The 12,910-nt window shown below is 64.7% G+C and carries 12 protein-coding genes; all 12 read right to left on the bottom strand.

Going from position 1 to position 12,910, the window contains the following annotated elements:
- Positions 1-97: 97 nt before the first annotated feature.
- The 12 genes from B4F07_RS17005 to B4F07_RS16950 all read right to left on the bottom strand — a co-directional run bounded on the left by B4F07_RS17005 (position 98) and on the right by B4F07_RS16950 (position 12,809).
- Positions 98-748, bottom strand: coding sequence for a hypothetical protein (locus B4F07_RS17005; protein WP_293701972.1), 651 nt, complete (start codon positions 746-748; stop codon positions 98-100).
- A 66-nt stretch (positions 749-814) separates the two neighbouring features.
- Positions 815-1,807, bottom strand: a complete 993-nt coding sequence (locus tag B4F07_RS17000) for a cupin-like domain-containing protein (RefSeq protein ID WP_293701969.1) — start codon at positions 1,805-1,807, stop codon at positions 815-817.
- Positions 1,808-1,885: 78 nt separating this feature from the next.
- Positions 1,886-3,244, bottom strand: coding sequence for a TIGR00341 family protein (locus tag B4F07_RS16995; protein ID WP_293704921.1), 1,359 nt, complete (start codon positions 3,242-3,244; stop codon positions 1,886-1,888).
- A gap of 7 nt (positions 3,245-3,251) precedes the next feature.
- Positions 3,252-4,181, bottom strand: a complete 930-nt coding sequence (locus B4F07_RS16990) for an electron transfer flavoprotein subunit alpha/FixB family protein (RefSeq protein WP_293701964.1) — start codon at positions 4,179-4,181, stop codon at positions 3,252-3,254.
- A complete protein-coding gene (locus B4F07_RS16985; RefSeq protein ID WP_293701962.1) occupies positions 4,178-4,927 on the bottom strand; it encodes an electron transfer flavoprotein subunit beta/FixA family protein in 750 nt (249 codons plus the stop codon). The genes B4F07_RS16990 and B4F07_RS16985 overlap by 4 nt, the downstream gene beginning before the upstream one ends.
- A 220-nt stretch (positions 4,928-5,147) precedes the next feature.
- Positions 5,148-6,353, bottom strand: a complete 1,206-nt coding sequence (gene sucC / locus B4F07_RS16980; protein ID WP_088442761.1) for an ADP-forming succinate--CoA ligase subunit beta — start codon at positions 6,351-6,353, stop codon at positions 5,148-5,150.
- 102 nt (positions 6,354-6,455) lie between these two features.
- Positions 6,456-6,761, bottom strand: a complete 306-nt coding sequence (locus tag B4F07_RS16975) for a hypothetical protein (protein WP_293701957.1) — start codon at positions 6,759-6,761, stop codon at positions 6,456-6,458.
- 6 nt (positions 6,762-6,767) lie between these two features.
- Positions 6,768-7,904 carry a serine hydrolase gene (locus B4F07_RS16970; protein WP_293701954.1) on the bottom strand — a complete coding sequence of 379 codons (1,137 nt, stop codon included), beginning with the start codon at positions 7,902-7,904 and terminating at the stop codon, positions 6,768-6,770.
- A 125-nt stretch (positions 7,905-8,029) separates the two neighbouring features.
- Positions 8,030-8,719 carry a peptide-methionine (S)-S-oxide reductase MsrA gene (msrA, locus tag B4F07_RS16965; protein WP_293701952.1) on the bottom strand — a complete coding sequence of 230 codons (690 nt, stop codon included), beginning with the start codon at positions 8,717-8,719 and terminating at the stop codon, positions 8,030-8,032.
- Between the two features lie 333 nt (positions 8,720-9,052).
- The gene (locus B4F07_RS16960; RefSeq protein WP_293701949.1) at positions 9,053-10,264 is read right to left on the bottom strand and encodes a pyridoxal phosphate-dependent aminotransferase; all 1,212 of its coding nucleotides are present in this window, start codon (positions 10,262-10,264) and stop codon (positions 9,053-9,055) included.
- A 112-nt stretch (positions 10,265-10,376) separates the two neighbouring features.
- Positions 10,377-12,119, bottom strand: coding sequence for an aminodeoxychorismate synthase component I (pabB, locus tag B4F07_RS16955; protein ID WP_293701947.1), 1,743 nt, complete (start codon positions 12,117-12,119; stop codon positions 10,377-10,379).
- A 141-nt stretch (positions 12,120-12,260) separates the two neighbouring features.
- Entirely contained in the window at positions 12,261-12,809 is a 549-nt protein-coding gene (locus B4F07_RS16950) for a hypothetical protein (protein WP_293701944.1), read from the bottom strand.
- Positions 12,810-12,910: the final 101 nt, after the last annotated feature.

Below are 12,910 nucleotides of genomic sequence, written 5' to 3'. Positions count from 1 at the left end.
AGTTTACGTAAACGGCAAGCGAACATTTGTTTGCCCCGCCCGAGCGCGACTGCTCCAAGGACGCGCGCAGGAGCGATCAGACGGCGCCCCAAAGTGTCTAGCGCCGCAGGCTCCCGATCCGCCGGTCATACCATTTGCCCGCGAAATAGAGCGCCCAGGCGAGCGGGCCGGTTAGCACGAGCCAGCCCCACCACTCGGTCCGCTCGATCAGGCTTTTGTCGAGATGCGAGAAGAAGGCGAGCGCGATGATCGGTAAGGTCGCAGCAATCGATGCCGTCTGGAACCAGTTATGCCCGCTGCGCAGCCGCGCCGGGTCGATCGGCAGCGGCGCGCGCGCGGCGACCGCCGCCTCGATGCCGTCGCGGCGCGCGCGCCAGCCCGCGACATAGTCCCAGACTTCGATGCCGACCATGCCGACCTCGACGATGAACACCCCCAGCCCGATCGCAGGGGCATGGTATCGCGGCGCGATCGCCAACTGGTCGAGCAGCCACCCACCGCCAAACACGATGATCAGCAGAGCGCCGATCGCCCACGCGGCCTGCGCCGGGATCGACGCGATCATCGCATCGACATGCGCCTCGACCTCGCCGCGCCAGCGCGCCACCTCATCAGGCTTCACCCCCCGCGCCCTTCCGTCGCGGCCGCGATAGGCTGGCCCCATAGCGGTATCGACGAACCAACGGTCGAACCGCCGCAGTTCGGTGTCGCGCATCTGCCGCTGCTGATAATCGCTGATCAGGGCCATCGGTGCGCTATCGCGAATAGAGCTTACGATCCGGCTAACCGACCAACCCCATGACGCGCCGCGCGATCACATAGCGCCATAGGATGCATAATCCTCGACATGCACATTGGGCCGGCGAAAACTCGTGAAACTCATGCTCGCCGACAGGTCGAGTGCTTCGACCTGATGCCACCATCCGACCGGCAGGAAAGTCGCTTCGCCGGGGCCGATGATCGTTTCCAGCACCGGCGGCGTGTCGGCGTCGCCGGGTCCGGCTGGCAGTGCCGCATTGCCCCAATCCGAGAAGCAATGACGGCTGTTTTTCATGCGATCGAACGCCCACGGCGGCGCCATCCGGACCCGCTTGCGGCCGATCACCTGGACCAGTAGATTGTTGGTCAGGTCGTGGTGCCAGGGCGTGAGCGTCCCCCTCGGCCCCAGCCAGAAAAAGCCGTCGCGAGGCCGGTTATCGTCGAGCAGTGCGATCGGCGCCATATCGTCCCACAGCGGCGCCAAGGCGGCTGCGTTGGTTCCGCTGTTGTAGGCGGTCAGGTAAATGTCGTTGCTAGCATCGTCCTGGCGCAGCCAGTCGATCAGTTCGGCGAAGCGCACGAGGCGGCGATGATCGTCTTTGGCAAGCTCATAATCCGGGTCGCGTTCGCGCTCCACCTGCGCCTCGACAACGGCATCGCCCGCAACCGCCGCGAAATGATCGAGCGACCAGCGGGTGAGCGCCGGCCAGTGATCGATCAGCCCGACCAGCTTCGCGGGCCGGTTCGCTTCGTAATAGTGACGATAGAAATGGTCGGCGTCGGGCGCAGCGAGCGTGTCGAGCGCAAATCCGCCCTCTGCCTCGAACGCCAGTCGCTGCTGGTTGGCGAACAACCAGCGCTGCTTGGCCATCCGCGCCGCCTGTGCGCGGAGTTCGGCCGCCATCGGATCCTTAGCGAGCCGGTCGACCTCATATTTCGCCGCCGCCGCCGAAACGCCCGCCGCGACCAGCCGCGCGTGCAGCGCCGCGTCATCGTCACCGGCCGCCAGGCCTTCCGCCAGCAGGGCGCGTTTGTCGGACTGGGGCATGATCGACTCCTTGCGGCTGCTCAAGGGCATCATGATGACAAAAGAATGACACTGTCGGCGCGTCCCACGCCGCTTTGACTAAGGCGCGTCTGCGGCTTCCGTTTCCGGCGCCGGTCCCTCTGCCGCGGTCAACGCGCCATTCTGGATCAGCCATCGCGGGTGATCTGCCTGCACCGACGCCATGATCCGGTCGACCGCAGCCGCAACCTGATCGCCCTCGGCCTCGCGGTCGCGCTGGACAACGACGCGGCGAGCTTGGGCGTCGATCAGCACCCGGTCGCGGCGCACCAGTTCGCCGACGGTCAGGCTGGCCAGGATCGTGCGGCTGTCGGCTTCGCGCTGCTCCAGCGTCGCGATGCGCTGGTTCAGCCGTTCCTCGAACTGCACCGCGGCGTTGGTCTGCTGGCGCAGCTGAACGATATTGACGCGCACATTGCGGTCAAGCTCGCTGCGGACATTGCCCGCCAGCCGCTGATTGAGCCGCGCCGCATATTGATCGACCAGCACGACGCCGTCCACGGCGATATCGTCATTCTCGACCCGCACGGTCAGCGTGTCGATGCGGTCGCCGTCGCCGAGCAGGGTATCAAGTTCGGACTGCACCGTGGTGCGCGCGCGCAGTTCGCGGGCGATATTGTTGAGCGACAGCGCGAGCGGGATCGACAAGATGCCCAGCGTGACGATGATCCCGATCACCTGCATCGCGGTATGCTGCGGGGTCAGCGACGGCCCAAAGCGGTTGAGCCGCGCGACGGCGGTCGCGGCGAACGCAATCGCCAGCGTGTTGGTCAGGAACAACAGCGCGGCGCCGAGCGCAAAGTCGAAGCGACCCGTGGCCAGACCGAAACCGACGGTCGAGAGCGGCGGCACCAGCGCGGTCGCGATCGCGACCCCAACCATCACCCCCGACAGCTTGCGCATGATCGCATAGACGCCCGCAATGCCGCCGACGACCGCGACCCCCAGATCGAGCAAGGTCGGCTGGGTCCGCGCGCGCAGTTCGGACGTAACGTCCTGGATCGGCGACATCCAGACGATCAGCATCGCAACGATGATCGCGACCGCCATCCCGGCCGCCATCGTCACCAGCGACCGTTTGATCAAATTGGTTTCGAGTGTCGCCAGTCCGAAGCCGACGCCCATGATCGGGCCGAGCAGCGGCGAGACCAGCATCGCGCCGATCACCACCGCCGCCGAGCTTTGCAGCAGGCCCAGCGTCGCAATCGCCGACGACAGGATGATGAGCAGCAGGAACTTCTTGTCGAGCCGGGCATCGCGCGCAACGCTCGCCAGCGTTAGGGAGCGACCGTGGGTTTCGTCTTCGGCGGTCTCGTCATCCTCTTCGCCACCACGCGGCGCCGGGCGCGCCGACCGGCGACCCCCCGCGTTGAACGGGGCGTCGCCGAGTCCGGGCACTCCGGGATGTTGGCCAGCCACGACCGGCCTAGATCTTGGCCGTCAGGTCCGGCACCGCGCTGAACAGATCGGCGACGAGGCCGAAGTCGGCGACCTGGAAGATCGGGGCGTCCTCGTCCTTGTTGATCGCGACGACCGTCTTGCTGTCCTTCATCCCAGCAAGATGCTGGATCGCACCCGAGATGCCGATCGCGAAATACACCTGCGGTGCGACGATCTTGCCGGTCTGGCCGACCTGATAGTCGTTGGGGACATAACCTGCATCAACCGCGGCGCGGCTGGCGCCGAGCGCGGCGTTCAGCTTGTCGGCGAGCGGGACGATGACTTCCTGATATTTCTCGCTCGAACCCAGCGCGCGGCCACCCGACACGATGATCTTGGCCGAGGTCAGTTCAGGGCGATCCTGCTTGGCGATTTCGGCGCCGACGAAGCTCGAGACGCCGGCATCGCTGCCCGCGCCGACGGCTTCTACGGTGCCTGAACCGCCAGAGGTCGCGGCCTTGTCGAACGCGGTGCCGCGAACCGTCAGGACCAGCTTCGCGTCCGACGATTCGACGGTTGCGATCGCGTTGCCCGCGTAAATCGGGCGGGTGAAGGTCTTCGGACCTTCGACCGACAGGATTTCCGAAATCTGCATCACGTCGAGCAACGCGGCGACGCGCGGCGCGATATTCTTGCCGGTCGTCGTCGCAGGCGCGAGGAACGCATCATGGCTCGCCATCAGCTCGGCGACGAGCGGCGCGACATTTTCGGGCAGATTGTGATCGAAGGCGGCGTTGTCGGCGACATGCACCTTGCCCACGCCCGCGATCTGCGCGGCTTCCTTGGCAACGGCATCGACGCCGCTACCCGCGACGAGCAGATGGACTTCGCCAAGCTTCGACGCGGCGGTGACCACCGCGAGCGTGGCGTCCTTGACGGCCTTGCCGTCATGTTCGACCCAAACGAGCGTTTTCATGAGTGCACTCCCATCGCCTTCAACTTGGCAACCAGTTCATCGACATCGGCGACCTTGACACCCGCCGAGCGGACGGGCGGTTCCGACACCTTGACCGTCTTGACCCGCGGCGCCGTGTCGACACCGTAGTCAGCCGGGGTCTTGGTATCGAGCGGCTTCGACTTCGCCTTCATGATATTCGGCAGCGAGGCATAGCGCGGCTCGTTCAGACGCAGGTCGGTGGTGACGATCGCGGGAAGCTTGAGCTTCACCGTCTCAAGACCGCCGTCGACTTCGCGGGTCACGTTGACATGATCGCCCTCGACATTGACCGCGCTGGCAAAGGTGCCCTGCGCCCAACCGGTGAGCGCGGCGAGCATCTGGCCGGTCTGGTTGTTGTCGCCGTCGATCGCCTGCTTGCCGAGGATAACAAGGCCGGGCGTTTCGGCGTCAGCGATCGCCTTGAAGATTTTCGCGAGCGCCAGCGGTTCGACATCGTCGTCGGTCTGGACCAGGATCGCACGGTCGGCGCCCATCGCGAGCGCGGTGCGCAGCGTTTCCTGTGCCTTCGCCGGGCCGACGCTGATCGCCACGACCTCGGTCGCAACGCCCTTTTCTTTCAGGCGGATCGCTTCTTCGATCCCGATCTCGTCGAACGGGTTCATCGACATTTTGACATTCGCCAGATCGACGCCGGTGCCGTCGGATTTGACCCGCGGCTTGACGTTGTAATCGAGCACCCGCTTGACGGGGACGAGGATTTTCATGGGCCTAAAGCTCCTCTCAGCAAATTGTGCACTGCGCCATAATTGCGCTTTACGTAAACGTCAACCTAGCTTCCTCTCCCCGTGGGGGAGAGGATAGGGAGACTTGGTCCACAGGACCTAGTCGGACTTGGTGAGGGTCTGGACGTTGCCGCCCTCACCGCTGCGCCCCGGACTTGATCCGGGGCTCGCTGCCTCTCCCCCAGGGGGAGAGACAAGTAAATCAAGCCGCGCGGACTTCCGCGACAATCTTCTTTGCCGCATCGCCCAGATCATTGGCCGCAACGATCGGCAGCCCGGAATTGGCGAGGATGTCCTTACCCTGCTGCACATTCGTGCCTTCTAGGCGAACCACCAAAGGCACCGACAGATTCACTTCCTTCGCCGCCGCGACGATGCCGTCGGCGATGATGTCGCACTTCATGATGCCGCCAAAGATGTTTACGAGGATGCCCTTCACGGCGGGGTCTTTCAGGATGATCTTGAACGCCGCGGTCACCTTTTCTTTCGAAGCGCCGCCGCCGACGTCGAGGAAGTTGGCGGGGAATTCGCCGTTCAATTTGATGATGTCCATCGTCGCCATCGCGAGACCGGCGCCATTGACCATGCAGCCGATATTGCCGTCGAGCTTGATGTAGGCGAGGTCATATTCCGACGCCTCGACCTCGGCCGGGTCTTCTTCGGTCAGGTCGCGCAGCTCGGCCAGATCCTTGTGGCGGAACATCGCATTGCCGTCGAACGCGACCTTGGCGTCGAGCACCAGCAGTTCGTCGCCATCCTTGCCTTCGCACACGGCGAGCGGGTTGATTTCGATCTGTTCGGCATCGGTGCCGAGGAATGCGGCGTACAAACCGGCCAGAACCTTGGCAGCCTGTTTCGCCAGATCGCCCGACAGCCCAAGCGCCGCGGCAACGCTGCGGCCGTGGTGCGGCTGGAGGCCCGTGGCGGGATCGATGGTAATCGTGTGGATCTTTTCCGGCGTGTCGTGCGCGACGGTTTCGATGTCCATGCCGCCCTCGGTCGAGGCGACGACCGCAACGCGGCTCGAACCGCGATCGACCAGCAGTGCGAGGTAGAATTCCTGCTTAATGTCCGCGCCGTCGGTGATGTACAGCCGGTTGACCTGCTTGCCGGCTTCACCGGTCTGGATCGTCACCAGCGTATTGCCGAGCATGTCTTTCGCATGCGCTTCGACCTCTTCGATGGTCTTGGCGAGGCGGACGCCGCCCTTGGCATCGGGGCCGAGCTCCTTAAACTTGCCCTTGCCACGGCCACCCGCATGAATCTGCGATTTCACGACGTAAAGCGGCCCGGGGAGCTGCTTCGCCGCGGCGACGGCTTCTTCGACGCTCATCGCGGCAATGCCCTTGGGCACCGCGACGCCATATTTCGCGAGCAGTTCTTTCGCCTGATATTCGTGGATGTTCATGAGGTCTGCCGGGCCTTTCGAGTCTTGGGGCGGGGAGAATTGCCGCCGCCTAAGCACAAGTTGGCGGGCAAGGCTACCCCGCAGCGTCCCAGATATTCTTGGCTAGCGAAAAGCGCAGAGCGCCGCCGAGCTGGTGGTCACCGTCAATATCTCGGGGTCTTTCAGCGCACGGACCTTGTGAAGGAACTGGTTAAGCGACAGCTCGCTCATCCTTTTGTCCTTCAACGTCGACAGCGAGCCCAGGCGGCGCAGCTGGACCAGCGACAGCCGGTCGACCATCCGCTCGGCCATGCACGATGCGATCGATTGTGACAGGCCGGCATTGACCAGCCCGGTGCGCAGCCGCGCTTCGGGGGTCGCGCAGGCCGCGAGCGCGAGCAGCGACAAGGACAGGACAGCGATCCGCATCAGCGATTATCTTCCATGAAATTCAGCGACGGCGCTCGACACCGCCTGCATCAGCGCCATGCGCGCCGGGATTGGCGAGGTCGTGGTCCCCATGAATACAACAATCGCGTAGCGGGTGCCGTCGGGCGCGGTGGCGATGCCGATGTCGTTATAGCCGGCGGTCATCCCGCCCAGATTCTGCCCGGTCCCTGTCTTGTGCAGAAATTTCCAGCCCGGCGGCAAACCGGCTTTCAGCCGCTTCGGCCCGCTTTTGGTCCGGCTCATCACATCGAGCAGATATTCGGTCGATTCGGGCGAGAGCAAAGTGCCGCGCGCCAACCGGGCGAGCGCACTGGCGACCGCGGTCGGGCTGGCGCCGTCGATCGGGTTGGCCAGATAATTGTCCATCGCGGCGCGGCGGGTCGCGGGGGACAGCGCCGACCGCGCAGTCTCGAAATTGCGCCCGACCGAATAGCTTTGCTGCCACGCCATGCCCGCGATGCCGCTTTGCAGCAGGCGTTCGCCGGGGCCGAAGCGGATCGCGCCCAAATCTTTTTTCGCTATGAAAGCGCGCACCACACCCGGCCCGCCAATCGTGCGCAGCAGGCTGTCGTTGGCGGTATTGTCGCTTTGCGTGATCGCGGTTTCGATCAAGCGGCGCACGGTCATGGTCACCGACCCCTGCGCACGGACGCGCGCGGCGAGCGGCTGGTAAAACAGGGTCAAGTCTTCGGGACCGATCCGCACTTGTTGGTCGAGCCGCAGCCGACCCTGATCGACCGCATCGAGCGCGGTCAGCGCAACCCAGAATTTTGACACGCTCTGCTGGGGGAACAGGTCGCCGCCACGCTCGGCAATCGCCCATTCGCCATCGATGCGCTGCACCGCGATGCCGGTCTTGCCCGGAAAGGCGCGCCACAGGAAATGGATGCGCTCGCTGAGTCCGGCGGGGGGGCGGCGAAAGCCGGGATCGATGGGACCAACCGGGCGCGGCATCGTCGATCGCACCGGCTGGCCGATCGGCACCGTTACCGAACCCGCGGGGCGCTGAACGGCAGGCTGCGACCGTGGCGGCGGCACCGCGGCGCTGCTGACGCAGCCCGCGAGCACCGCGGCGCTGGTCACCATCGCCAGGAATGGTCGGCCCGAAAACTGAAAACCCATGCAAACCCCGCAGCCGACGACTTATATATTATCCCCGATTCTTGGTCTCGCAGGCGAGCATAGGGGACCAGCGGTTTGCGACGAATGATTCTTCCCGCGCGACGAGTGGCGGCAATGCGGCGCGCTCAGGGGGCCGGGGTCGCGCGCACCATGGTGGGGAATAGCCGCTTGAACGCCGCAAGTTTGGGCGCGTCCCAGCGGACGATATAGCCGTTCGACGGGTTGCGGCGCATGAAATCCTGATGGTTGGCCTCGGCGCGGTAAAAACGCTTGTAGCTTTCGACCGGCACGACGATCGGCTTGGCGAAATATCGGCCCTTGCCGATCTGCGCCAGATAGCTGGTCGCGACCTGGCGCTGCGTCGCGTCAAGCGGGACGATCGCGGCGCGATATTGCGATCCGACGTCCGGCCCCTGACGATTCTTCAAGGTCGGATCGGCGACCACCGAAAACAGCACGCGCAGCAAGGTGCCATAGCTGACCTGCGTCGGATCATAAACAATCCGCACCGCCTCGGCATGGCCCGACTTGCCGTCGTGGGTCAGTTCATATTTCGCGGTCGCAGCGCTGCCGCCATGATAACCCGATTCGACCGAGATCACGCCTTTGACGTTGGCAAAGACGCCCTCGACGCCCCAGAAACAGCCGCCCGCCAGCACCGCGGTGGAGCGCTTCGCCTTGACCGCCGGATCGACCGCGGCAGCGGGTAGCTTGACGACGCTTTCGGCCTGCGCCGGGGCGCATTGCGCCACGATCGCCCCCGCGACCAGTGTCGCGATGATACGGCTGAACGGTGCGCCGCGCGCTTGCGTCACGCCGGGATCGGCAGCGCGGGCTGGTTGAGCACGATATAGGTCGCGCCAATCGCGAAACCGGCGAGCATCGACAAAAACCAGTCGGAGCGGAAGAGATTGAGCATGGGGAGCCTCTTTTTTCATCTATCGTTGTTCGCGGCCAAGGCCGCTGCGGTTACACCGACGATATGGCGCGCCCCGACCAACCGTGCAGTGATGTCCGTCACCCTAGACAGGATGGCTTACTATCCGGTGAACCGGGCGCTTAACCGCCGTTCATGTTCAGATAGGTTCCGTCCCCGGCATTACAAGACCGGTCGGTACAGAATTCCTATGCGAAGGGTGAGCGGCGCTTTAGCTGAGCGCCGCACACGCCTGCTGGATCCGCACGCAGGCTTCCTTGAGCACCGCCTCCGACGTCGCATAGGACACGCGGAACGCGGGCGACAGACCAAAGGCCGCGCCATGCACCGCCGCGACCTTGGCGCTGTCGAGAAAATAATCGATCAGCTTCTCGTCGCTGTCGATCAGCGCGCCGTCGGGGGTCTTCTTGCCCATGCAACCGCTTGCGTCCGGATAGACATAGAAAGCGCCATCGGGGGTCGGGCAATTCAACCCCGGCGCATCGTTGAGCATCGCGACCACCATGTCGCGGCGTTTTTTGAACGCGGCGTTGCGGTCGTCGAGGAACTGCTGCGGGCCGCCGAGCGCGGCGGCGGCGGCGGCCTGTGCGATCGAACAGGGGTTCGACGTCGATTGCGACTGAAGCTTGCCCATCGCCTTGATCAGCCAAGCCGGACCACCGGCATAGCCGATGCGCCATCCGGTCATCGCATACGCTTTCGAACAGCCGTTCACGGTCAGAATGCGGTCGATCAGGTCGGGACAACGCTGCGCAAAGGTGGTGAATTGGAAATCGGCATACCAGACATGCTCGTACATATCGTCGGTCATCACCATCACATGGTCGTGGCGGCGGATGACTTCGCCCAGCGCGTCGAGCTCTTCGCCCGAATAGGCGGCGCCCGACGGGTTCGACGGCGAGTTCAGCATCACCCAGCGCGTCTTGGGCGTGATCGCCGCGTCAAGCTGCGCCGGGGTGATCTTGTAATTCTGCGCCGCGCCGCCCTCGATGACCACCGGGGTGCCGCCCGCAAACGCCACAATGTCGGGATAGCTCACCCAATAGGGCGCCGGGATGATGACCTCGTCGCCCTTGTCCACGGTCGCGACCAGCGCGTTGAACAGAGTGTGCTTGCCGCCGACATTGACCGTGATCTGGTCGAGCCCGAAATCGAGCCCGTTGTCGCGGCGGAACTTGCCGCGGATTGCTTCTTTCAGCGCGACGGTGCCGTCGACCAAAGTATATTTGGTCTGGCCATTGCGGATCGCCTCGATCGCCGCTTCCTTGACGAAATCGGGGGTGTCGAAATCGGGCTCGCCAGCGCTCAAACCGATCACATCAACACCCGCGGCTTTCAGCGCCGAAACGCGTGCCGTCATCGCGAGCGTCGCCGACGGCTGGATGCGGTTGAGGGCGGCGGATATATGCGGCTTCAGCGACATGACGATACTTTCCGTAGCTTGCGCGGACAGGCGGTGATTTGACCGGAAATTGCGCGGGGCCGCGCCTAAAGCCTCCGCCCGATCTTCGCAAGCGCAGCGTGGGATAATTTACCTATGCAAGGTGCAGGTCAGGCGATTCCGTTGCCGTAGCGTCCGCCAACCGCGCCGGGACCAGCCCGCGCAACGAATTGCCGATAAAGAAACCATCCGCCAGATCGGCCAGCCGCAGATGCGATTCGACCGCGCGTCCCTTGTCGATCAGCTCGGCGCGCAGCACACCGGGCAGCAGCCCCAGCGCCAGCGGTGGGGTGAGCAGCTGGCCGTCGCGTTCGACAAAGATATTGCTCCAGCTACCCTCGGTCACGAAACCCGGCTCGTCGACAAACACAACCTCGGCAGCGCCGCTTTCCAAGCGCGCATCGTCATAAGCCGCTCGCTGGCTGGTCTTGTGCGCCAGCCGAAAATCGTCGGCGGCCATCGGCGCGGGACGCACCGCGACCGGCACCGGCAGCTCGGCGAGCCGCGGCAGCGGCGAAACCTCTACCGCGAGCGCCCCCGACGGCGCCAGCCGCATCCGCACCCGCGCCGCGCTGCGCAGCCGAAAGGTCGCTGATTGCAGGCTGTTGCGCGCGCCGTGCCGGTCGAACGCGAAACCCAGCGTTTCGGCGCTCGCCTTCATCCGGGCCAGATGCCCTTCCACCCGTTGCACCCCCTCGATCGGGTCAAAGAACATGGTTTCGATCAGGTCGAAACGCGCCCCCGCTGCCCCCACAAACTCCCCCTTCGCCAGACATTCGCGCCATTCCTCAGCCGGTTGGCTGTCGGCGACAATTCCCGAACCCAAACCCAGCGTGGCGCGATTTGCACCGCCTGGCAAGTCGTCCGCGCGCGCAAGCACAAGCGTGCGGATCGCAACATTGAACGCTGCGTCGCCGTCGGGGTCGATGAAACCGATCGATCCCGTGTACAGTCCGCGCGCGTCGCCCTCCAGTTCATCGATGATTTCCATCGCCCGCACCTTGGGCGCGCCGGTGATCGATCCGCAGGGAAAGGCGGCGCGCAGCACATCAACCGCGCCGACGCCATCGGGCAGGCGCGCGCTGACATCGGAGACAAGCTGGTGGATCGTAGGAAAGCTCTCGACGCGGAACAGGTCGGGCACCGCGACCGACCCCGGCACCGCAACGCGCGACAGGTCGTTGCGGATCAGGTCGACGATCATCAGATTTTCGGCACGCTGTTTAGGATCGTCAGCCAGCGCGCGTGCCGCCGCCGCGTTGGCATCGCTATCCTGCAATCGCGCCGCCGTCCCCTTCATCGGCCGCGCCATCACCTGGCCATCGCGCAGCGCAAAGAACAGCTCGGGCGAATGCGACACGATGGCCCGCTCGCCGGTCCAGATCACTCCGCCATAACCCGCGCGCGCCGTCGGCCGCAGCCGCGCGTGGATCGCCAGCGGATCGCCCAGCACCGGCACATCGGCGCGAAAGGTCAAATTGGCCTGATAGATGTCGCCGGCAGCAATATAGCCCAGCACCGCCTCGACCGCCGCAAGATAATCGGCGCGGGACACCCGCGGTGCCACTGCGCCGACCCACGCAGCTTCGGGATCAGGCAGCAGTCCCGGCACCGCATCGGGGTCGATTCGTTCAACCCGCTCGAACAGCCCGAACCAGGCAAGCGGCGGGCAATTCCCATCGACGGGCCGCTGCGCACCTCGCCACGCAGACGCCAAACCCTTACCCGCTTCATAGTGCATATAGCCCGCGGCATGGAGCCCGCGGGCGCTCGCCATTTCCAGCGCATCGAACAGGGCAGAAACCTCCGCCGCGCCCCGCGCGACCAGAATTTCCACTGGGTTCTGAAACAGTCGCGCGGGCGCCGCCCCAACGGCCCGCGCGTCATCGAGCAAGACAAACGGGGGGTTATCGCCCGTCGCGCGCACGCCTAGATCGCCTGACAACGGTTGCCCCGATCTGCTTTACCCGCGACGGTGTCAACGCTCACGGCGAACGCGAATGCGTTTCAGACTGCCAATCTCGGCAAAATAACTGCCCACCGCGCCGGGGGTGATCACGACCTTTTCGCCCGCCTTGGGGTCGCGCGGCAAGTCGGTCTGGTCGGTCTGAATCCAGACCGCGCCATCCTCGATTTCAAAGCGCATCTTGTTATAACCTTCGCGGCGCGCCCATTTGATCGTCGATTCCAGCCGGGTCATCTTTTCCTTGTCGTCGTCGCCTCCGCCAAAGAAGGGCAGATCGCGCAACGTGAAACCGAACAGCCCGCGCCTTGCCTTTTGCGCCGAATTGCGATCGAAAAAGGTGATGTCATTGGCGATCTGTGCTTGTTCGAGCGCCGCGACCTGCTGGTCGAAACACGCGAGCCGCGCGGCGGCATCGGGAACCGCGCGGCAGTCATAAAGCTGTTGGACCTGGACCGGGGTGGTCGGGGCATCGTTGTCCTTCGCCGCGACCGGCGTCGCAATCAAAACCCCCCACGCGAGCGCGCAAGTTCCGATGGTCGAACGCCAATGCAATAAGTTCATGATCGTCCCCTTGGTCCTTGCCTGCACAACTAGCCGCGGCAGTCGCGCGCCGCAAGCGCGGCCCGGTTGCGATGTCGGCTTACTGACCCTAGTGTCAGGAA

Source organism: Sphingopyxis sp. UBA6723 (genome assembly GCF_002454115.1).
GTDB lineage: Bacteria > Pseudomonadota > Alphaproteobacteria > Sphingomonadales > Sphingomonadaceae > Sphingopyxis.
Note: the sequence above shows the minus strand (reverse complement) of the source record. Positions and strands in the feature narration are given on the sequence as shown.

Excerpts from the sequence above, each read along its gene's own strand:
- B4F07_RS16985 (WP_293701962.1), bottom strand. The coding sequence starts at position 4,927 with ATGAAAATCCTCGTCCCCGTCAAGCGGGTGCTCGATTACAACGTCAAG.
- sucC (WP_088442761.1), bottom strand. The coding sequence starts at position 6,353 with ATGAACATCCACGAATATCAGGCGAAAGAACTGCTCGCGAAATATGGC.
- B4F07_RS16990 (WP_293701964.1), bottom strand. The coding sequence starts at position 4,181 with ATGAAAACGCTCGTTTGGGTCGAACATGACGGCAAGGCCGTCAAGGAC.
- B4F07_RS16975 (WP_293701957.1), bottom strand. The coding sequence starts at position 6,761 with ATGCGGATCGCTGTCCTGTCCTTGTCGCTGCTCGCGCTCGCGGCCTGC.
- B4F07_RS17005 (WP_293701972.1), bottom strand. The coding sequence starts at position 748 with ATGGCCCTGATCAGCGATTATCAGCAGCGGCAGATGCGCGACACCGAA.
- B4F07_RS16950 (WP_293701944.1), bottom strand. The coding sequence starts at position 12,809 with ATGAACTTATTGCATTGGCGTTCGACCATCGGAACTTGCGCGCTCGCG.
- B4F07_RS16960 (WP_293701949.1), bottom strand. The coding sequence starts at position 10,264 with ATGTCGCTGAAGCCGCATATATCCGCCGCCCTCAACCGCATCCAGCCG.
- B4F07_RS16970 (WP_293701954.1), bottom strand. The coding sequence starts at position 7,904 with ATGGGTTTTCAGTTTTCGGGCCGACCATTCCTGGCGATGGTGACCAGC.
- B4F07_RS17000 (WP_293701969.1), bottom strand. The coding sequence starts at position 1,807 with ATGCCCCAGTCCGACAAACGCGCCCTGCTGGCGGAAGGCCTGGCGGCC.